Source organism: Jannaschia maritima (assembly GCF_030973515.1).
Taxonomy (GTDB): Bacteria; Pseudomonadota; Alphaproteobacteria; order Rhodobacterales; family Rhodobacteraceae; genus Jannaschia; species Jannaschia maritima.
The window spans coordinates 43,606-63,811 of sequence record NZ_JARGZA010000010.1 but is presented as its reverse complement, the minus strand read 5'-3'; the positions used below and the strand labels follow the sequence as shown (position 1 = coordinate 63,811).

At 70.6% G+C, this 20,206-nt stretch carries 20 protein-coding genes and 1 other RNA gene; 8 read left to right on the top strand and 13 right to left on the bottom strand.

Annotated features, from left to right (window positions below):
• Positions 1-34 precede the first annotated feature (34 nt).
• The 6 genes from P0084_RS11265 to P0084_RS11240 form a co-directional block, all read right to left on the bottom strand.
• The gene (locus tag P0084_RS11265) at positions 35-1,462 is read right to left on the bottom strand and encodes an outer membrane protein transport protein (protein WP_308916948.1); all 1,428 of its coding nucleotides are present in this window, start codon (positions 1,460-1,462) and stop codon (positions 35-37) included.
• 174 nt (positions 1,463-1,636) lie between these two features.
• Positions 1,637-2,500, bottom strand: a complete 864-nt coding sequence (locus P0084_RS11260; protein ID WP_308916947.1) for a DMT family transporter — start codon at positions 2,498-2,500, stop codon at positions 1,637-1,639.
• 24 nt (positions 2,501-2,524) lie between these two features.
• Entirely contained in the window at positions 2,525-3,835 is a 1,311-nt protein-coding gene (locus tag P0084_RS11255) for an HlyC/CorC family transporter (protein WP_308916946.1), read from the bottom strand.
• A 31-nt stretch (positions 3,836-3,866) separates the two neighbouring features.
• On the bottom strand, positions 3,867-4,799 hold the full coding sequence (locus tag P0084_RS11250; protein ID WP_308916945.1) for a site-specific tyrosine recombinase XerD: 933 nt from the start codon (positions 4,797-4,799) through the stop codon (positions 3,867-3,869).
• Entirely contained in the window at positions 4,796-6,289 is a 1,494-nt protein-coding gene (locus P0084_RS11245; RefSeq protein ID WP_308916944.1) for a hypothetical protein, read from the bottom strand. Before P0084_RS11245 ends, P0084_RS11250 begins: the two co-directional genes overlap by 4 nt.
• Positions 6,279-6,407 carry a hypothetical protein gene (locus tag P0084_RS11240; protein ID WP_308916943.1) on the bottom strand — a complete coding sequence of 43 codons (129 nt, stop codon included), beginning with the start codon at positions 6,405-6,407 and terminating at the stop codon, positions 6,279-6,281. Before P0084_RS11240 ends, P0084_RS11245 begins: the two co-directional genes overlap by 11 nt.
• Positions 6,408-6,491: 84 nt before the next feature.
• On the opposite strand from P0084_RS11240, the gene P0084_RS11235 reads away from it, so the two are divergent.
• The 4 genes from P0084_RS11235 (at position 6,492) to P0084_RS11220 (ending at position 9,962) form a co-directional block, all read left to right on the top strand.
• Positions 6,492-7,055 (top strand): shikimate kinase, encoded by a 564-nt coding sequence (locus tag P0084_RS11235; RefSeq protein ID WP_308916942.1) that lies wholly within the window; start codon positions 6,492-6,494, stop codon positions 7,053-7,055.
• The gene (gene aroB, locus P0084_RS11230; RefSeq protein ID WP_308916941.1) at positions 7,052-8,164 is read left to right on the top strand and encodes a 3-dehydroquinate synthase; all 1,113 of its coding nucleotides are present in this window, start codon (positions 7,052-7,054) and stop codon (positions 8,162-8,164) included. The genes P0084_RS11235 and aroB overlap by 4 nt, the downstream gene beginning before the upstream one ends.
• A gap of 113 nt (positions 8,165-8,277) precedes the next feature.
• A complete protein-coding gene (locus P0084_RS11225) occupies positions 8,278-9,078 on the top strand; it encodes an SDR family NAD(P)-dependent oxidoreductase (RefSeq protein ID WP_308916940.1) in 801 nt (266 codons plus the stop codon).
• Positions 9,078-9,962: an alpha/beta hydrolase fold domain-containing protein gene (locus P0084_RS11220; protein WP_308916939.1), complete on the top strand. Its 885-nt coding sequence runs from the start codon at positions 9,078-9,080 to the stop codon at positions 9,960-9,962. The genes P0084_RS11225 and P0084_RS11220 overlap by 1 nt, the downstream gene beginning before the upstream one ends.
• On the opposite strand, the gene P0084_RS11215 is transcribed toward P0084_RS11220, so the two are convergent.
• Genes P0084_RS11215 through fumC form a run of 3 tightly spaced genes read right to left on the bottom strand, consistent with a single transcriptional unit; the run spans position 9,959 to position 11,777 of the window.
• Positions 9,959-10,216: a ribbon-helix-helix domain-containing protein gene (locus P0084_RS11215; RefSeq protein WP_308916938.1), complete on the bottom strand. Its 258-nt coding sequence runs from the start codon at positions 10,214-10,216 to the stop codon at positions 9,959-9,961. The genes P0084_RS11220 and P0084_RS11215 overlap by 4 nt on opposite strands.
• Positions 10,213-10,389: a DUF4169 family protein gene (locus tag P0084_RS11210; RefSeq protein ID WP_308916937.1), complete on the bottom strand. Its 177-nt coding sequence runs from the start codon at positions 10,387-10,389 to the stop codon at positions 10,213-10,215. Before P0084_RS11210 ends, P0084_RS11215 begins: the two co-directional genes overlap by 4 nt.
• Positions 10,386-11,777 (bottom strand): class II fumarate hydratase, encoded by a 1,392-nt coding sequence (fumC, locus tag P0084_RS11205; RefSeq protein WP_308916936.1) that lies wholly within the window; start codon positions 11,775-11,777, stop codon positions 10,386-10,388. The genes P0084_RS11210 and fumC overlap by 4 nt, the downstream gene beginning before the upstream one ends.
• A 173-nt stretch (positions 11,778-11,950) precedes the next feature.
• Between fumC and P0084_RS11200 the strand changes: the two genes are divergently transcribed.
• Entirely contained in the window at positions 11,951-12,631 is a 681-nt protein-coding gene (locus tag P0084_RS11200; protein ID WP_308916935.1) for a VPLPA-CTERM sorting domain-containing protein, read from the top strand.
• Between the two features lie 35 nt (positions 12,632-12,666).
• Here P0084_RS11200 and P0084_RS11195 read toward each other — a convergent pair whose 3' ends face one another.
• The 3 genes from P0084_RS11195 to P0084_RS11185 all read right to left on the bottom strand — a co-directional run bounded on the left by P0084_RS11195 (position 12,667) and on the right by P0084_RS11185 (position 14,256).
• Entirely contained in the window at positions 12,667-13,155 is a 489-nt protein-coding gene (locus tag P0084_RS11195; RefSeq protein ID WP_308916934.1) for an SspB family protein, read from the bottom strand.
• 103 nt (positions 13,156-13,258) lie between these two features.
• Positions 13,259-13,611: a transfer-messenger RNA gene (ssrA, locus tag P0084_RS11190) on the bottom strand.
• Positions 13,612-13,869: 258 nt separating this feature from the next.
• Positions 13,870-14,256: a response regulator gene (locus tag P0084_RS11185; protein ID WP_308916933.1), complete on the bottom strand. Its 387-nt coding sequence runs from the start codon at positions 14,254-14,256 to the stop codon at positions 13,870-13,872.
• A 151-nt stretch (positions 14,257-14,407) separates the two neighbouring features.
• Between P0084_RS11185 and P0084_RS11180 the strand changes: the two genes are divergently transcribed.
• On the top strand, positions 14,408-16,441 hold the full coding sequence (locus P0084_RS11180) for a PAS domain-containing sensor histidine kinase (RefSeq protein ID WP_308916932.1): 2,034 nt from the start codon (positions 14,408-14,410) through the stop codon (positions 16,439-16,441).
• Positions 16,442-16,574: 133 nt separating this feature from the next.
• On the opposite strand, the gene P0084_RS11175 is transcribed toward P0084_RS11180, so the two are convergent.
• Positions 16,575-17,606, bottom strand: a complete 1,032-nt coding sequence (locus P0084_RS11175) for an ABC transporter substrate-binding protein (protein WP_308916931.1) — start codon at positions 17,604-17,606, stop codon at positions 16,575-16,577.
• A gap of 143 nt (positions 17,607-17,749) precedes the next feature.
• On the opposite strand from P0084_RS11175, the gene P0084_RS11170 reads away from it, so the two are divergent.
• Positions 17,750-18,727, top strand: coding sequence for an MDR family oxidoreductase (locus tag P0084_RS11170; protein ID WP_308917033.1), 978 nt, complete (start codon positions 17,750-17,752; stop codon positions 18,725-18,727).
• A 32-nt stretch (positions 18,728-18,759) separates the two neighbouring features.
• On the top strand, positions 18,760-20,190 hold the full coding sequence (locus P0084_RS11165; protein ID WP_308916930.1) for a cryptochrome/photolyase family protein: 1,431 nt from the start codon (positions 18,760-18,762) through the stop codon (positions 20,188-20,190).
• Positions 20,191-20,206: the final 16 nt, after the last annotated feature.

Genomic DNA, 20,206 nt, shown 5'->3' with positions numbered 1-20,206 from the left:
TCGGGGACGCGTCGCCGCGCCCCCGACAAGTGGTTCAGAACTGGTAGGCGACCTTCAGACCTACGCCGATGGCATCGCTGCCTTCGAATATCGCGACGGGGGTCGATCCGGCCCGGACGATGGCGTCGCCGACCTTCGTATAGTTGATTCCGCCGGAGATCTGCAGGGCGCCCGTCTCGTATCGACCGCCGAGCGACAGGCCGAGGATCCCGTCGGTGGGCCCCAAGGGGGTCTGCGACGCGCTGCCCTGATCCTCCTCGTAGACGAGGGAGGCGACGCCGACGAAGGAGTCGGTGAACTGCCGGGCCACGCCCAGGGTCCAACGGTAGGTGTCGTTGATGTTCGCCAGGTTGCTGGACAGAAGGCTGGGCGTGACGTTGAAGTCGTCCCAGTCGGTCCAGCGGACCCCGCCGAAGACGAGGGTGCCTTCCGCCACGCCCGATTGCAGTTCCAGGTTGATGGATTGAGGCGTCTCGAACGTCAGCCCGGTGCTGGACGAAAGGTCGTTGCCGTCGAAGTTGATCGCTTCGGTGGCTGTGGTCTCGTGAATGATCTCGGAGTGATAGGTCAGTACCGCGCGCAGCGCGATCTCCGGAATCTCGTATGCGGCGCCGAGCGTCAGGCCCACGCCCCAATCGCCATCGATATCGACGTTGTAGCCGTCGTTCGTGAGGAAGGTGCTGCCCGTCAAACCGGGGAAGGGCAGCGAGGCCGTGTTGGCGAAGCTGCCCTGCGCCGCACCGAACTGCCCCTGCAGGGTCGTGTTTGCGTTCAACGCGTTCGTCAGGTTGGCGACGTTCGGATCGTTCGTCGGGTTCCCCGCGATCGCCCCCGCGAGGGCCGTGACGGCGCCGACCTGGTCGTTCGCGGCATCGATCCCGGCCAGGATGCCGCCTGCGGCCTGCCGGTCGGCCAGGGCCGCGTTCGGATTCGCGGCCGTCGTCGCGATCCCTTGCAGAAGGCCCCGCCCGGCGAAGCCCGCGCCCAGCGCGCGGGAATACCCGACGCCGTTCAGGTTGATCGTTCCGCCGGCACGCTGCGCGCGGACGCCCCCGAAGACGCTGACGCGATCGGTGATCTTGTATCGACCCAGCACGCTGAGCGCGTTGCCGTAGAGATCCGCGGTCGTGCCGCCGAGGGCGGATGACTGCGGGGTGTTGCCGTAATCCAAATCCAGGCCGAACGGCTGATCCCCGATCACGGCGAAGCTGAAGCGGTCGTTCACCTCCCCGGCATAGGTCACGGTCGTCTGCGTGAAGTTCTCGCCCGCGTCGTAGGTGGCGTCGCCGTTCAGGTCGCGCCCCGTCAGCGACGGAAACGCGAACGTCGTCGCGACCGACACCGTGCCGTCCGCATCGAAGAGCGGCAGCACGCTTTGCATCGAGCGGTCGAGGCCGCCGGCATGGGATAGGGCGGTGGTGCCGAGCATGGCGCAGGTGGCCAGGGCCGCGGTCTTCTTCATCGGTTTTTCCTCCACGGGTGCCGGGAGCGTCCGGCGGGCCGCGCGCCCTTCCCCCAGGGCCCGCATGTGATGGGCCGAGCGTTGCGACCGGTTCGCGCAACAGTCAAACGGGACACGACGTCAGGGAACGGGTTGCCGCATCCGGCCTTTCCACGGTGGCAAAACCGCAACAAGTCAGCCCTTCGGGGCGAGCTTCAGGTTGGTCCAGGCGGCCCCCACGACGATGGCCCCGCCCAAGAGGACGATCGGCTCGAACGGCTCGGCGAACAGGACCGCGCCCACCACCGCGATGAGGGGCAGGCGGGCGAAGTCGACCGGCATCACGGTGGAGGCGGGGGCCAGCGACAAGGCGTTGGTCAGGCAGGTATGCGCGGTCAGCCCGGCGACTCCGATGGCGCAGATCCAGGGCAGGGTGGCCGCCGTCGGCCATTGCACGTCCCCGTCCCAGCCCGCGAAGGCCGCGCCGAACACGACCTGCGTGCCGGTCAGCCACAGCAGGATGGTCACGACGCTGTCCGCGCGGGTCAGGCGCCGCGTCAGGAGGTTGGTGACCGCGAAGAAGAACGCCGCCAGCCCCGCGAACACCAGCCCCACGGACGGCTCGCCCCCGAAGGGACGCGCCACGATCAGCACGCCCGCGAAGCCCACCAGCGCCACGACGAACTGGACCCCGCGGACGCGTTCCCCCAGCAGCATCGGGGCGAGCAACAGCAACCACAGGGGTGCCGTGAACTCGATCGCGAAGACCTGCGCCAGGGGGGCCAGCATGATGGCCAGGAACCACAGGTTCTGCCCGGCGAAGTGGGTCATGTTGCGCAGCACGTGCAGGCGCGGATGCCGGGTGCGGACCCGCGCGGCGACGCCGCCCGTGGCCTGTGCCACCGTTAGCATGATCCCCAGGCCCAGGATCGAGCGGAACAGCATGATCTCGAACGTGTCATGGGTGTCGCCGACCAGGCGCCCGCCCACCGCCATCGACGTGAACGACGCGATGGCCCCCAGCATCCAGGCCGCGGCGATCAGGGTGGTGCGGTCCATGGAAGGGTCCAGTCCGGGCGGCGGTCAGTTCAGCGGGCGGATGCGCAGCTTGGTGATGCGGTTGGCGATGCGTTCCGCCACTTCGAAGCGGAAGCCGTGGAAGCTGAACACCTGGCCCGCCGTGGGGATCGACTGCGCCTCGTGGATGACGAGGCCGGCGATGGTGTTGGCCTCCTCGTCGGGGAGGTTCCAGTCGGCGGCGCGGTTCAGGTCGCGGATCGTCATGGCCCCGTCGATGGCGAAGCTGCCGTCGGCCTCCGGCTCCAGGGTGGGGGCGTCGGGGACGTCGTATTCGTCCGTGATCTCACCCACGATCTCCTCCAGGATGTCCTCCAGGGTGATGAGGCCCTGGAGCGCGCCGTACTCGTCGATGACCAGCGCGAAGTGGGTGTGCTGGCGCAGGAACTGGCGCAACTGGTCGTCGAGCGTCGTGGTCTCCGGGACGAAGTAGGGCACCGTCATCACGTCGCGGATGTCGAATTCGGCGATGCGGGCGATGTCGCCGCCCGATCCGCGCACCAGCGCGTCCACCTTGCGCAAGAGGTCCTTGGCGTGGACGATGCCGATGATGTTCTCGGCCTCCCCCTCGAAGATGGGCAGGCGCGTGTGCCGGCTGGCGAGGCACTGGTCCAGGATCGCACCCGGCTCGGCGGCGACGTCCACCATCTCGATGTTGGAGCGGTGGAGCATGATCTCCTCCACCGTGCGCTCGCCCAGGTCGAGCGCTCCCAGCAGGCGGTCGCGGTCCTCCTTCTGGACGCCGCCTTCGGTGTGGCCCAGCGTGATGGCGCCCACGATCTCCTCGTGGGCGGACATGATGTCGGCGTCGGGGTCGATGTCGACGCCGAACAGGCGCAGGATCGCGCGGACCAGCGCCCGCACGACGCCCACGACGGGCGCGAAGACGCGGACCACCACGCGGATCACGGGGGCCACGCGGCTGGCCGCCGTTTCCGGGTTCGAGATGGCGTAGGTCTTTGGCAGGACCTCGGCGAAGATCAGCACGAGCGCGGTCATCACCAGGGTCGCCACGGCGACGCCGCCTTCGCCGAAGAGCGCGGTGAAGAGCGCCGTGGCCAGCGAGGCGGCCAGGATGTTGACGATGTTGTTGCCTAGCAGGACGGAGCCGATGAGGCGTTCGTTGTCCTCCGTGATGGTCAGTGCGCTCGCGGCGCCCGCCTCGCCCCGGTCGGCGCGGGACCGCAGCTTGCCGCGCGACGCGGCGGTCAGCGCGGTTTCGGACCCCGAGAAGAAGGCCGACATCGCCAACAGCACCAGGATCGCCGCCGCGATGCCCCAGGCCGCCCCCATCCCCATCGTGGTCGCCGTTTCCATGGGGGGTGTATGGGTCGGGCGGGGGCGGCCTTCAAGCCGGGTCGTCGCCCCGCGCGAGGGGATGGTGGTTCAGGACGAGGTCCTGCAGCCGCGATTCGAGGACGTGGGTGTAGATCTCGGTCGTCGCGATGTCCGCATGCCCCAGCATCGCCTGGATCGCGCGCAGGTCCGCGCCCCCCGACAGCAAGTGCGTCGCGAAGGCGTGGCGCAGGACGTGGGGGCTGATGCCCGACGGGTCGAGGCCCGCGGCGGCGGCCAGCGCCTTGACACGAGAATGGAACCAGATCCGCGTGACGTGGCCCGCCTTGCCGCGCGATGGGAACAGGTGGAGCGAGGTGGGCTTGCCCGCCGCAGCCCGCGCGTCTTGGTCCGCGTCGCGGATGGTCAGCCAGGCGGCCAGCGCGTCGCGGGCGGGGGGCGACAGCGGGACCAGCCGTTCCTTGTTCCCCTTGCCGCGCACCAGCAGCATCCGGGGATCGCCGCGGGCCGCCGACACGGGCAGGGCCACCAGTTCGCTGACGCGCATCCCCGTCGCGTAGAGGAGCTGGAACAGGCACACGTCCCGCGCCCGGCGGAGGGGGTCGGCCTCGTGCATGGCCGCCTGGCCCAGGAGGGCGTCCACCTGCTCGACGCTCATGGTCTTGGGCAGGGCCTTGCGCTTGCCGGGGCCGGTGATGCGGATCGCGGGGTCGTCCGCGCGCCACCCCTCGTCGTGCGCGAAGCGGTAGAGGCCGCGGATGGCCGACAAGCGGCGCGCGCGCGTCGAGGCGGCCAGCCCCTCGGCCTCGCAGGCCACGAGGTATCCTTCGATGTCGGCCCGCGACGCGTCCGCGATGCCAGCGCCCCGTCCGCGCAGGTGGCGTTCGTACGCGTCCAGGTCGCGCCGATACGCAAGGAGCGAGTTCAGCGCAGCACCCCGTTCGGCGGCCTGCGCTTCGAGGAACATCTCGATCCAGTTCGTCACAGCAGCAGCATCTGAACGGCGACGCGGCGCGCCAACGGGTCCATGCCCACGCTGCGCAGGCGGGACAGGCCCGCAGCGATGTCGCCCGGGTCGGACCCGGCCCCGCCCGCGAGGGTCAGGGCGACCTCCAACGCGCGCTCCACCTCGCGGCGGCGATCCTCGGGGCGCATGGGCGTGCGGGTCGCGAAGCCTTCCGCCACGGTGGTGGCCAGCGGGCCGCCGCCCTCCGGGATGGGGTCGCCCCGCAGGAGCGCGGCGGCATGGGGCAGGTTCGCCGCGTCGGGGACGTCCTTCGTCGCGGCCGCCCGCGCGCCGTCTGGGCCGAGGAGCGCCAGGCGCCAAGCATCGACGCCGGGATCCGGCTCGCACAGCACCGTGTCGATCAGCGCCTCGCCATACAGGTCCGCCAGGACCGGCAGAAGGGCCACCTCCTCCATCGCGGCGACGGCGGGGCCCAGCGCCGCGCCGATGGCGGCCGCATCGCCATCCACCACCGCGCGGTCCAGCGCCTGCACGGCCCCCGCGCGGTCCCACACCCCGCCCGACGCCGAAGGGCGCCCCGCGGTGTAGAGGGCCAGTAGCCGGTTCGCGTCCAGTGCGCCCGCGCGGGCCAGGCGTTCCGCGGCTTCGAGTTGCGTCTTCCACCCGCGGGTCGATTGAAGGTCGGCCACCGCGAAGGCGAGCGGCAGGTCCCGGGTGGGCGGCGCCTCGCCCACGCCGTCGGCCAGGCGGAACAGCAGGGGCGAGGGCGGGTTCGGCAGGGGGGGCAGGGCGACCCCGTCGAACAGTTCGGGCAACATGAACATCTCCAGCCGCTCGCCGCGGACCGGGTCCAGCGCGCCCACCGCCTCCGCCGTGTCGAGGATCAGCACCGCGCCGTCCCAGTCGCCCCCGCGGGTCAGGCAGAAGGCGCGGGCGGCCAGGTCGTCCAGCAGGCCCGGCGCGGCGCGCAGGGTCGCGCAGGCATCCGCGTCGCGCCCCGTCAGGAGGGCCGCGTCGAACCAGCGCGCGAAGGTCTCCGGGCGGGCGGCGGCGCCCGCATGCTCCAGCAGGGCCTGTGCCTGTTCGACCGCGCCGCGCCGGATCAGGGCGTCGATGCGCGCGGCGAAGAGCGGGTCGCCGTCCGCTGCCGCGTCGGGCGGCTGCAGTTCGGCCAGCAGCACGGACATCGCGAGGTCCTGCAACGCGGGCAGGGCGCGGACGGGCTGGGACTGGATCAGTGCTCGGATGCGGGCGGGATCGGAGCCCGCGATGCCGTCCTGCGGCAGCCCCGTGGCACGTGCGGTCACCAGCCCCGCCGCGTCGCGCCGCACGTCGTTCAGGGGCAGCGTGGCGATGGGTTCGTCCACCAGCGGTTCGGGGGCGGGCTCGGACGCGGAGGGGGGCGGGGTCAGCGTATCGGTCAGCCAGGGGATCGCGCTTTGCGGTCCGTCCTGCGCGGATGCCAGGCCCGTGGTCAGCAGCAGCGCCGCGGCGACCCTAACCGGCATCGATCTGGATCGTCTCGGTCCGGGGGCCGCGCTCCGGCTCCAGGAGGAAAGAATAGCCGTAGAGGCCCGCGACAGCCAGCACCAGCAGGATCGACAGGTATTTCAGCAGTCGCAGCATCGGTCCGCCCCAGTTGCCCCGCGGTGCAATCTGGACCCCATCGCCCCGCTTGGCAATCCGGGCGGGGGCGGGCAGAGGTGGACCATGTCGGACCGCGTCGCCCCCGCATCGATCCTGCGTCGACCCGTCGTGCTGGTCGGCATGATGGGGTCCGGCAAGACCGCCGTGGGGACCGCCGTCGCGGCCCGGCTGGGCGTGCCGTTCCGCGACACCGATGCCGCCATCGTGGAGGCGTCGCGCATGTCGATCCCCGACATCTTCGCCCGCGACGGGGAAGCGTTCTTCCGCGCCCGCGAAACGGAGGTGTTGACCCGATTGCTGACCGCCGAGCCCGCGATCGTGTCCACCGGCGGGGGGGCGTTCCTGTCACCCTGCAACCGCGCCATCGTGGCGCGCCACGGGGTGTCGGTGTGGCTGCGCGCGGATGTCGATCTGCTGTGGTCGAGGGTCCGGGGCAAGACCACGCGGCCCCTTCTGATGACCGACGACCCGCGCGCCACGCTGGCGTCGCTGACGGCGGCCCGCTCCCCATCCTATGCGCAGGCGGCGCTGATCGTGGACGCGCATCCCGACTATGCGGTCGGCGACATGGCGGACCGCGTCGTGGCCGCCCTGCGCGACGCGGACCATCTGGGGGACGTCCGATGAAGGCCGATCTTCGCACCGTCACCGTGCCGCTGGGCCCGCGGACCTACGACGTGCGCATCGGGCCCGGGCTGATCGACGACGCCGCGGCCCAGGTCGGGCCGTTCGTCCGCCGGGGCCGCGTCCTGGTGGTGACGGAGGAACGGGTGGCCGATCTGTGGCTGGACCGCCTGCGGGCGGGGCTGGGCGACATCGCGGCGCCCGCCCTCGTGCTGCCCCCGGGGGAGGGGACGAAGTCCTGGGACGGGCTGACCCGCTGCGTCGAATGGATCCTGGATGCGCGCCCCGAACGCGCGGACGTGGTCCTGGCGCTGGGCGGGGGCGTGATCGGGGACCTGGCCGGGTTCGCCGCCGCCAGCGTGCTGCGCGGGCTGGGTTCGATCCAGGTCCCGACCTCGCTGTTGGCACAGGTCGATTCGTCGGTGGGCGGCAAGACCGCGATCAACACCCGCCACGGCAAGAACCTTGTGGGGGCGTTCCATCAGCCCAGGCTGGTGCTGGCGGACACGGGAACGCTGACGACGCTGCCGGACCGCGACATGCGCGCGGGATACGGCGAGGTCGTGAAGTACGGCCTGTTGGGGGATGCGGCGTTCTTCGACTGGCTGGAGACGAACGCCGCGGGGGTGCTTGCGGGGCGGGCCGATGCGGTGACCCGTGCCGTCGAACGGTCGGTGGCGATGAAGGCCGACATCGTGGGGCGCGACGAGACGGAGGCGGGGGACCGCGCGCTCCTGAATCTGGGGCATACCTTCGCCCATGCCCTGGAGGCGGCGACGGGCTATTCCGACCGCCTGCTGCATGGGGAAGCCGTGGCCCTTGGCTGCGCACTGGCCTTCGATTTGTCGGCCCGGTTGGGCCTTTGCAGCCAGGAGGATCCGTCCCGCGTCCGCGCGCACCTGGCGGCCCTGGGGCTGCACCGGGACCTGTCCGACGTGCCAGGCAGGCTGCCGGGGCCGGAGGGGCTGGTCGATCTGATGGGGCAGGACAAGAAGGTCCGCGACGGGCGGCTGCGCTTCGTCCTGGCCCGCGGAATCGGTCAGGCCTTCGTGACGTCGGACGTGCCGCACGACGCGGTGCTGGACGTGCTGCGGGACAGCGGCGCGGCCTGAGGGTTCCGTGCACGGGCCGCTATTGCGGCTTCGCGCGTTCGCCATGGACGCGATCGGTTGGTCGACCGTGCCTTCGTCCTACCATCGCGTCGAACAAACGAGCGAGGCGCAAGATGGACCTGAAGATCTCCGGCCGCACGGCCGTCCTGACCGGTGCGGCGGGCGACATGATCCTGGAAACGGCGCGGATCCTGCAGGACGAGGGCTGCAACCTCGTGCTGACCGACATCGACGGGGACGAACTGGAGGCGGCCGCGTCGAAGCTGGATAGCGGCGCCGTCACGGTCGTCGCGGATCTGAGCACGCAGGACGGGGCGCAGGCGGTGGCGACGGCCTGTGCCGACGCGGGCTGGGAGGCCGACATCCTGGTCCACGGCGCGGGCGTCACCGGCGCCAAGGGCGACCCTTTGGACGACATCACCGAGGACGACTGGCGCGAGGCGTGGAACAACGACTTCATGACCGGCGTGCGGATGGCGAAGGCGTTCATCCCGGGCATGAACGATCGCGGCTGGGGCCGCGTGGTGTTCGTCACGTCCGAGAACGTCGCGCAGCCCTATCCCGACGAGGTCGTCTACAACGCGTCGAAGGCGGCTGTGCTGACCTTCGCGAAGGGCATGTCCCAGATCTATGCTCAGAAGGGCACGCTGATCAACTGTGTCGCTCCCGCCTTCATAGAGACCGACATGACCGACGGGATGATGGAGAAGCGCGCGAAGGAGCGCGGCACCGACATGGAAGAGGCGATCGATAGCTTCCTGAAGGAGGAACGCCCCCATCTGGCGCTGGACCGGCGGGGCCGCCCGGACGAGGTGGCCTTCGTGATCGCCTGCCTGTGCAGTGAGCGGGCCTCGTTCGTGAACGGCTCCAACTGGCGTGTGGACGGGGGGTCCGTCCAGACGATCAACGTCTGATGTTCGACCCTGGCGTCGACCGCGCCGCCATCGTCGCGCGGATCGAGGCGCACCCCCTGGGCGACACCCCGGAAGCGATGCGGCGCGACTTCCGGCGGTTGATGCTGGGTGACGTGGCCGAGCCGCTGGCCGGTGGCTGGGATGCCGCGCTCCGGGACCATCCGGCTCTGGCGCTCGACGGGGTGACGGTCACGGCGGACCCGCTGACGGTCACCGTCGGGTCCGGCCCCCGGATCGCGTGGCTGCACGGCGGCGGATACGTCTTCGGGTCGCCCGAAACGCATCTGCGGGCCGCCGCCCATCTGGCGCGCCTGCTGGGCGGAACGGTCGTGCTGCCACGCTATCGGCTGGCGCCCGAACACGGCTGGCCCGCGCCCCTGGACGACGTGCTGGACGTCTGCCGGGAGGCGGACGGGATCGTCGGCGACAGCGCGGGCGGCCACCTGGCACTGGTGGCCGGCCTGCGTTTGGCGGCGGCGGGGGTGGGAAAGCCGCTGGCGCTGTTGTCGCCGAACACCGACCGTAGCGGTCTGGCGCGGTATCGCGGGCCGATGGGCGGGGTGGATCCGATGAACGCCGACGATGACGATCGCGCGTTGGCCGCCCTGTGCTTCGGCGACCGGCCCGCGGCGGATCCGGACGTCTCGCCGGCCTTGGCGGACCTGTCCCGCCTGCCGTCCACCTGGATCGAGGCGGGCACGCCGGAGGTGCTGCTGTCGGACGCGACGCTGCTGGTGGAACGGGCCGGCTTGGCGCAGCGGGACGTGACGCTGCATGTCGAGCCGGCACTGCTGCACATGGGCCAGCTCTGGGTGCCGTGGTGGGATGCGGGATGCGCGTCGCTTGCCCGGGTGGCGGCATTCTTCGCCGGGTCGGTCGACTAGGGTGGCGGTCGTTCCCCGTCCAAGCCCACCCGGGCCTTCGCCTTCACGTGCCGGAGCACCGCGATGCGGATGGCGGAGGCGAGGCCTGCGCTGACGCCTCGGTCGCGGTCGATCCTGGCGGCCAGCGCGTTGACGCTGACGCCCCTGTCGGCGGCCATCAGCTGGAACTCGTACCAGAAGGCGTCCTCGAGGGACACGCTGGTCCGGTGGCCGTGGAGCGTCAGGCTGCGCTTGCGGGGCCGCGCGTCGGTCATTCCCGCTCGTGGCCGTCCAGGTCGCGCCGTCGGCGTTCCGCGGCCTTCGCCTCGGCCTCGCGCTGCGCCTTCGTGCGTCCGAAACGGGTCGCGTTCGCGTCCGCCGCCGCGCGCCGCTCGTCGCGGTCCCGCGCCTTCCGGGCCGCACGCAGGTTGACCACCTTGCCCGTCACCGAGGTCCGATCATCAGCTCGGGCCGCACGACGCGGTCGAACGTCTCGGCGTCGACCAGGCCCAGGGCGATGGCCTCCTCGCGCAGGGTGGTGCCGTTCCTGTGCGCGGTCTTGGCGACCTTCGTCGCGTTGTCGTAGCCGATCGTGGGCGCGAGCGCCGTGACCAGCATCAGGGATTCCCGCATCAGCTTTTCGATCCGGTCCGTGTTGGCCTTCGTGCCCGCGACCATGTTGTCCGTGAAGCTGGATGCGGCGTCGCCCAACAGCTGCATGCTTTGCAGGACGTTGTAGGACATCATCGGGTTGTAGACGTTCAACTCGAAATGGCCCTGGCTGCCCGCCATGCCGACGGCGGCATCGTTGCCCATGACGTGGACGCAGACCATGGTCAGCGCCTCCGCCTGGGTGGGGTTCACCTTGCCGGGCATGATGCTGGATCCGGGCTCGTTCTCCGGCAGGATCAGTTCGCCCAGGCCGGAGCGGGGGCCGGAGCCGAGCAGGCGAATATCGTTTGCGATCTTGAACAGGCTCGCGGCGACCGTCTTGAGCGCGCCCGAGAACATGACCATCGCGTCGTGGGCGGCCAGCGCCTCGAACTTGTTCGGCGCGGTGACGAAGGGAAGCCCTGTGATTACAGCGATTTCCGCGGCGACCTTCTCGGCGAAGCCCACCCGCGTGTTCAGCCCCGTGCCCACCGCCGTGCCGCCCTGCGCCAGCTCGTAGATGTCGGCCAGGCAGGCTTCCACCCGTTCGATCCCCTTGGCGACCTGGTGGGCGTAGCCGCCGAACTCCTGCCCTAGGGTCAGAGGGGTGGCGTCCTGGGTGTGGGTGCGGCCGATCTTGATGATGTCGGCGAACTCGTCGGACTTGGCGGCCAGGGCGCGCTGCAGCTTGCGCAATCCGGGCAGCAGGACGTCGCGCGCCATCGTGCCGATCGCCACGTGCATGGCGGTGGGAAACGTGTCGTTCGACGACTGGCCCATGTTGCAATGGTCGTTGGGGTGGACCGGGTCCTTCGATCCGATCGTGCCGCCCATGATCTCGATCGCCCGGTTGGCGACGACCTCGTTGGCGTTCATGTTGGACTGCGTGCCCGACCCGGTCTGCCAGACGACGAGGGGGAAGTGGTCGTCGAACCGACCCTCCGCCACCTCGGATGCGGCTTGGCGGATGGCCTTCGCGCGGTCGGCGTCGAGGTCGCCGAACCCTTCGTTCACCGTGGCGGCAGCCTGCTTGATGACGCCCAGGGCGCGGACGATGGCGACGGGCTGGCGTTCCCAGCCGATCGGGAAGTTGATGATGCTGCGCTGGGTCTGCGCGCCCCAGTACCTGTCGGCCGGCACCTCCAGCGGGCCGAAGCTGTCGGTCTCGGTGCGGGTATCGGTCATCGGGCGGCCCTCTCGTCGTGCGACGACGTGCTAGCGCGCGGCGGGGAGGGGGGCAATGCCGGCGGCGGGTCCGTTAACCTTGGGGTAACTCCGGCTTGGACGCGGGGGGCCGCGAGGCGCTAGCCCTGGGGCGCACCCGAACGAATTTTAGACAAACCGAGGATACAGACATCATGCGCACATTCACGACCACCGCCCTCGCCCTGACGCTCGTCGCCGGCACCTTCGCGGCGGCGCCGCACGCCGCGGACGCGGCCACGCTGACCAGCGCGGATCAGCCGACATTCACCGGCGACGCGGCCACCCGCTTCCGGTCGTTCAACAACACCGGCGGGCAGGAGGTGTATGTCGGGTCGGGCAACCTGGGCAGCCCGTCCAACCGCAACGCGGCGGAATACAATTGGGCGCCGGGTTCCTACGACTTCTCGTTCACAGTCGATCTGGCCAACGACGTGCTGACCACGACGCTGCCGGGCCTGGCGCCGCTGACGCGGGCGTTCACGTCGGACGATGCGATCAACGCGTTCCGCATATCGGTCGTGGACCGTGACGCGAACGGGGAGGTATGGCTGAGCGACCTGTCGGTCAACGGCGAATCACTGGGCGACGTCACCGACGCGAACGACGAGGGGTTCCAGACCTTCTTCGTGACGGGCCTGGCAAGCGCCAGCACCTATTCGGTGACGGGCACGCTGAACCTGAGCGGGTCCTTCGGCAACAGCCAGGAGCGCAGCAAGCTCGACATCGTCGCGGGCGCGACGGACCTTCCGCCGGTTCCGGTGCCCGCCGCGTTGCCGCTGCTGCTGGCGGGCTTGGGCGGGATCGCCGCCCTGGGACGCCGCAAGGCCGCTTGACCGCGTCGGGGCGGTCCCCGGTGGGTCGCCTCGTCCTATTTGCGGAACTTGTCGAGCTGCACCACCTCCGCGTCGCCCTTTGGCGGGTCCTTCGCCACCGGGGCGGGCGCGGGAACGGAGGCGGGCAGGACCTCCGCCTCGGGGTCGTGGTCGTCGTCGGCCGCGTCCTCCTCTTGCGCTTCGAAGCGCAGGCCGAACTCGACGGAAGGGTCCACGAAGGTGCGCAGCGAATCCCAGGGGATCGACAGGGGTTCGGGCGTGTCGCCGAAGTTCAGCGTGACCGAGAAGCCGTCGTCGCGGACCTCCAGGGCGTCGAACCAGTGCTGCAGGACGACCGTCATCTCCTCCGGATAGCGTTCGCGCAGCCAGTCCGCGATGCCCACGTCCGGATGGGTCGTGTCGAAGGTGACGAAGAAGTGGTGGTCCCCCGGCAATCCGTCCTGCGCCACGCCGCGCAGGACGCGCGCGATCAGCTGCCGCATCGCGTCGTGCATCATCCGGCCATAGTCGATCCGGTCCGCCATCCGCCGTTCCTCCAACACGTCGGTCCGACTAGACCAGAGGGTGCGGGGGGCGACAACCCTGCGGGTCGGCGCAACGGGGGCATGGGCGATGTGGGGGAGGTGAAGTGCAGGCTTCTGTTGCCAGGTGCCTGCGAACCCCGCCTTACGCTGCTAGGCGCAAGGGCTTAGGTTTTGGTCTTCCGCACAGCTTACGCTGCGAGGGCAACCGGAGCTTTGTTGTCATTGGCAACTATAAAGCTTGAACCGATAACGGTGGTATCTCACCGAGCGAAAGCTAACCCCTTTAAACGTCCGTCGATCCTGTTTCGGCCCCATCTGTCCCCCAATGAAGGAACGGTTGGTGGAGCCGCCGGGTACCGCCCCCGGGTCCGAGCCGCGTATTACGAGCGCGTTTATCGCCATAGTCCCCGAGGGAACGTCCTAGAAATATGCGAGTGCGGACGGCCGATCAAGAGGGTGCGTTCGCGGAAAGGTTAACGGAGGCGCGGTTCGACCGGATTCATCGTTTTACGTCATGGGTTTGCATCGTCCGAGGGGCATCTGGGGGTGGGATGCACCCCCCGTACACCCCCCGTACACCCCCCGTGCATACGCGGTTCACCGGGGCGGGGGCGTTAGGGACTGTTGCAGCGGATCACGGGCGGGGCGGACGGGACGGGCGGAGGCGACCGGTGCCGTGACCCGCGGCGTTCGGTCGGGCCGCCCGCGGGGCCGTCAGACGATCCGGCACAAGGCGGCGACGATGTCGACGCCCAGGGCGGGCTTGCGGATGACCGGGGCGCCGGAGGACCGGACGAAGCCGTCCCCGTCGCGCTGGTTGCCCGTGTGAAAGACGAACGGGACGCGTAGCCGGATCAGCCGCATCGCGACCCTCTCGCAGGTATGCGAGCCGAGATGGACGTCCAGCACCGCGCCGCCGAGGCGGGGCGACCCGCCGCGTTCCGCGGTGTCGATCACCTCCATCGCGCCGCGTTCGCCTCGGGTCGGCCCCACCACGCGTGCGCCGGCATCCTGAAGCGCCGTTTCCACGTCGAGGGCGATGAGAGGTTCGTCCTCCAGGAGGAGTATGGTGAAGCCCGCGAGGTTCTGGCGGCATGACATGACGTATCCCGTTCCGGTCCCGATCCGGCCGGGTCGCTTCCTTAACGTCGAGTATGCCGCGTTGTTCGGTCCGATCTCCCATTTGTTATGAATTGCCGCGTGGTGTAACATCCCGAAGCCCACCGTCCGGTGGCCGGGACGGGGGAGGCCGATGAGCCACGACGACGACTGGACGAGCCTGGGTGCCGCCGATGCGACCCCTGCGGGGACCGGGGCCCGAAACGCGGGCGGGGGCCGTGGTTCGAAGCTTCCGATCGACGACGCCGACCTTGGCCGCATCATCCTCGACAGCGCGCTGGACTATGCGATCGTGACGCTGTCACCCGAAGGGCTGGTCACGTCCTGGAGCGACGGGGCGGAGCGCATCCTGGGCTGGCGGGAGGACGAGATCGTCGGGCAATCGGTCGAGTTGTTCTTCACGGACGCGGACAACGCGGTGGAGCGTGCCCGGACGGAGATGCGGGAAGCGGCCGCGACGGGGCGAGCGCGCGACGAACGCTATCATATGTGTCGCGACGGCAGCCGGTTCTACGCCGAGGGGATGATGGTCCCCCTGCGTCCGGGGCGGGACGGGCGCTTCGCCCCCGAGGACGGGCCTGTCGAGAACCCCGTCGGGTTCCTGAAGATCTTCCGCGACCGCACCCACGTCCACGAGACGGAGGTCCGCGCGCGCGAATTGGAAACCGGCGTGGCGATGGCGCTGCGGGCTTCGGGATCCATCGGCCTGTATCAGTTCGATCCGGAGGCGCGTCTGGTCTGGGGGGACGAGAGCTGCTCGCGGATGTTCGACCTGGACGCATCCGAGCTAGACGGGGGCATGCCGGCGGATCGCTTCTTCGAGCGCATCCACCTCGACGACGTGGACCGCGTCGCGGACGCGCAGAAGCACGCGGCGGAGGCGGAGGCCCATCTCGACATCACGTTCCGCGTCGTCCACCGCGACGGCGCGACACGCTGGGTCCACACGCTGTCGGACTTCAATCCGCCGGCGGAGGATGCCGGTGGCGACGGGTCGGGCGACGGAACCGTCCGGGTCCGGTCGGGCATGATGATCGACGTCACCCGTCAGCATTACGAGGCGCGGATGAGCACCGCCCTGCTGGAGACCGGCGACCGCCTGCGTGGCCTGGACGATCCCCGCGCGATGGGGGCCCTGGCCGCGGAGGTCCTGGGCCGCACGCTCGGCGTGAACCGGGCCGGCCATGGGGAGCTGGACGCCGACGGCGACACGATCACGATCCTGGACGACTGGACGGCGCGCGGCGCCGAAAGCCTGGCGGGCGTCCTGCGCTACAGCGATTTCGGGACCTTCGCCGAACCGCTGCGCCGGGGGGAAGCGGTGGTGATCGAGGATGCGCGTTCGGACGACCGCGTGCCGGATGCGGCCGCCCTGGAGGGGATCGGCATCCGATCGCTGGTGAACGTGCCGCTGCTGGAACACGGCCGCTTGAAGGCGGTGCTGTTCGTGAACGACGACCGACCCCGGGCGTGGACGGAGACCGAGCTGGCCTTCGTGCGCGGCGTGTTCGACCGCACCTATGCCGCGATCGACCGGACGCGCGCGGTCAACGAGCGCGAGTTGATGAACAAGGAACTGGCGCACCGCATGAAGAACGTGCTGACGATCGCGCAGGTCGTCGCCACGCAGTCGCTGCGCCACGCGCGCACGCTGGAGGAGGGGCACCGGATGGTGGGCGCGCGCCTGGCCGCGCTGGGGCGGGCGCAGGACATGCTGACCCAGGAGAGCCGGGACGCGGTGGACATCCGGTCGGTGATCGAGGACGCGATGCGGCCGCATATGGGCGTGGACGATGCGCGGCTGATGCTGGACGGACCGCGCGTGGTGCTGTCCCCGCAGCAGGTCCTGGGCCTGTCGCTGGGCGTCCACGAACTGGCGACCAACGCGGGCAAGTACGGCGCCCTGGCGGGCGATGCGGGCCGGGTCGAGGTCCGCTGGCGGGTCGATGCGGGGGACGCGTTCGGTCTGACCTGGACGGAAAGCGGCGCGTGCGCGGCCGTGGCGGATGGTGGTGCGGGCCGGGACGCGGTCGCGAAGGGGTTCGGGTCGAACATCCTGGAGCGCGTGGTGGGCGGGTACTTCAACGGCCGATCCAAGCTCGACATCAGGCCGGACGGGGCCGTGTTCACCATCGAGGGGCGGCTGGACGACGTGGAGGCGCGGTAGCGGCGCCACGCGTCCCGGGGTCGCGGCATCGGGGGTTGGGTCGATCGAAGGGGGAGGTCCCCGGGTCGAGCCCGGGGACGACGGCCGGTATCGTGGATGGATGGCGCCTCGCGCGGGGCGGAGCGCCCGTCGTTCAGAAGCCGGCCTTGATCCGCTCGAACTCCTCCGCCTGGCGGGCGCGAAGCTGGCCGTCCATCGGCAACTGGGCCAGGACGGGGGCGTCGATGGGGCCCAGGCCGCCGGCGACCTGCTCGTCTTCCGTGATCTGGTCGGTGAAGGCCGCGTCGTTGGCGTGGCCGAAGCCCGCATCCATCAGGGGCTGCGTCGAGGACGGGTCCAGGATCGCGTTGATGTAGTCGTAGACCAGATCCTCGTCGCTGTCGGATTCGGCCATGTTGACGTAGCCGCAGAGCCACAGGCTGGAGCCTTCGGCCGCTTCCCGCTCGAACCCGATGGGGAAGCCTTCGTCGGCCAGCGTCGGCAGCGTCTCGTTCCAGGCCCAGGCGACCAGCACCTCGCCGGAGGTCATCAGCTGCGCCAGCTCGGCCGGGTCCACCCAATAGGTCCGCAGGTTGCCGTGCGCCTGTCGCAGCCAGTCGGAGGCGGCCTGGAACTGCTCGTCCGTCGCGGTGGTCCAGTCGGTCGTCCCCGTCGCCAGGTAGGCCAGGGCATAGGCGTCGTCGACGTTGTCGGGGATCGACATGCGGCCGGCGTACTGGGGGTCCAGGAACACGTCGAGGGAGGCCACGTCCTCGGCCGGGACTTCCTCGGTGTTGTAGGCGGTGGCGGTGGAGCCGTAATCGGTGGGGATGAAGTAGGTGTCGCCGTCGCCCCGGACGTCCGTGCCCGTCAGGGCGGTGTTCAGGTTGTCGTAGTTCGTGATCCGCGACGTGTCCCACGGCTCTACGATGCCGGATTCGGCGAACTTGGTGACGGAGCCTGCACAGATGTGCGTCAGGCCCGGCGCGGTGAAGCCGGAGGACAGCTTCTGGAACGCCTCCTCCTCGTCGCCGAGGAAGGCGAAGTCGGGGCTGCCGCCGTGGGCGTCGATGTAGGTCTGGTGGTATTCGGGCAGTTCGTAGCCCGAATATTCGAACACGGTCAGGTCCTGGGCCGCGGCGGGGGCGGCGACGACGCCGGCGAGCAGAAGGGCACGGATGGTCATGATGCAATCTCCCGTTGGGACGGACGTCTGGGCGGTCCGTTTCGGGGGGACGATATGCGTCGCGCCCACCCCCCGCAAGGCGCGCCGATTGCGCCGGGCGGCGCCATCTGGAAGGGTGCCCGGCGGATAGGCAGGGGGACCGGATCATGCGCGCCTTGGTGGTGGAGAAGGACGACGACGGCACGCGGGCGTCCGTCCAGGACGTAGACGAGGCGCGGCTGCCGGAGGGGACCGTCACCGTGGCGGTCAGTCATTCGACGGTGAACTACAAGGACGGGCTGTGCTTGGGGCCCGGGGGCGGGCTGGTGCGGACCTATCCGCACGTGCCGGGCATCGACTTCGCCGGCGTCGTGGAAGCGTCGGAGGACGACCGCTATGTGCCCGGGGACGCGGTGGTCCTGACCGGCTGGCGGGTGGGCGAGACCCGCTGGGGCGGCTATGCCGAGAAGGCGCGGGTGGACGCGGACATGCTGGTGCCGCTGCCGGACGGGATGACGGCGCGGCAGGCGATGGCGGTGGGCACCGCGGGCCTGACGGCGATGCTGGCGATCCAGGCGATCGAGGATCGGGGGATCCGGGAGGGGCCCGTCCTGGTGACGGGCGCGGCGGGCGGCGTGGGATCCGTGGCGGTCGCGCTGCTGGCCGCGATGGGGCATCCGGTCGCCGCCGTCACGGGGCGGCCCGAACAGGAAGGATACCTGCGCGACCTGGGCGCGTCGCAGATGGTGGCGCGCGCGGATCTGGCGGACACGGTCAAGCGCCCCCTGGAGGCGGAGACCTGGGGCGGGTGCGTCGACGCGGTGGGCGGCGCGATGCTGGCCCGCGTGCTGGGGCAGATGCGCTATGGGGCGTCGGTCGCCGCCGTGGGCCTGGCGGGGGGCGCGGCCCTGCCGGCGACGGTCATCCCGTTCCTCCTGCGCGGCGTGGCGCTTCTGGGGATCGACAGCGTGATGCAGCCCTTCGACGCCCGCGTCCGGGCGTGGCGGCGGATCGCCGACGTTCTGCCGATGGACCGGTTGGAGGCGATGATCGTCCCCGCCACGCTGGACGACCTGCCCCGGCTGGGGGCCGACATCCTGCAGGGCCAGGTGCGCGGCCGCGTGGTGGTCGAGGTGGCGTAGCCAAGGGGCGCGTCCGTTCTAGCTTGGGGGCCATGACAGCACCCATCCTCCTGTGGCACCGCCGCGACTTGCGGCTGACGGACAACGCGGCGATGGATTGGGCCGCCCGGCAGGGGCGCCCGGTGATCCCGGTCTTCCTGCACGACGAGGTGGTGGAAGGCTGGGGCGCGGCGCCCCGCTGGCGGATGGACAAGGCCCTGCGCGCGTTCCGCGACCGGCTGCGGGAGATCGGGTCCGACCTGGTGCTGCGCCGGGGGCCCGCGCTGCACAACCTGCGCGCGCTGGTGGCCGAGACGGGCGCGGACACGGTGGTGTGGAACCGCCTGTACGTCGCGGACGAGCGTGCCCGCGACACGGACGCCAAGGAGGGGCTTCGCGACGACGGGCTGACGGTGGAAAGCTTCGGCAACCACGTCCTGTTCGAGCCGTGGGAGGTGAAGACGGGGCAGGGCGGGTACTATCGCGTGTATTCCCCCTTCTGGCGTGCCGTGAAGGACAGAGACCTGGACGAGCCCCTGGCCCCCGTGGAGGCGCTGCAGGCGCCCGACGCCTGGCCCGAGGGGGACGCGCTGGACGACTGGGAGATGGGCCGCGCGATGCGCCGGGGCGCCGAGTACGTGGCGCAGCACGCCTGCGTGGGCGAGCTGGCCGCGCGGGACCGGCTGGTGACCTTTATCGAGGAACGGGTCGAGGATTACGCCGAGGCGCGCGACATGCTGGGCGTGGACGGCACGTCCGGCCTGTCGGAGAACCTGACCCATGGCGAGATATCAGCGCGCGAATGCTGGTTCGCGGGGCTGCGGGCGCGCGAGGACGGCAAGGCGGGGGCGGAGACGTTCCTGAAGGAGCTGGTGTGGCGCGACTTCGCGCACCACCTGGCGTACCACACCCCGCAGTTGACGAAGGAGAACTGGAAGCCCGAATGGGACGCCTTCCCCTGGCGCGACGACAACGACGAGGCGGAGGCGTGGCGCCGTGGGCGGACCGGCGTGCCGGTGGTGGACGCGGCGATGCGGCAGATGTGGGTCACGGGCACCATGCACAACCGCGCCCGGATGCTGGTCGCCAGCTATCTTACGAAGCATCTGCTGACGCATTGGCGCGTGGGCTGCGACCACTTCGCGGACTGCCTGATCGACTGGGATCCGGCGAACAACGCCCTGGGCTGGCAGTGGACCGCCGGATCGGGGCCCGACGCGTCGCCGTTCTTCCGCGTCTTCAACCCCGACACGCAGGCGGAGCGGTTCGACCCCGACGGGGTGTACCGCCGCCGGTGGGTCGCCGAGATCCGGGACGCCGGGTCCGATCGGCGGAACGACGACCTGGGGCTGGACTATTTCGACGCCATCCCCCGCAGTTGGGCGATGCACCCGGACGACCCGTATCCGGCGGAGCCGATCGTGGGCCTGAAGGAAGGGCGCGCGCGGGCGTTGGAGGCGTACGGGAACCGCGACGCGGCCTAGCCCCCGACGGGGCGGT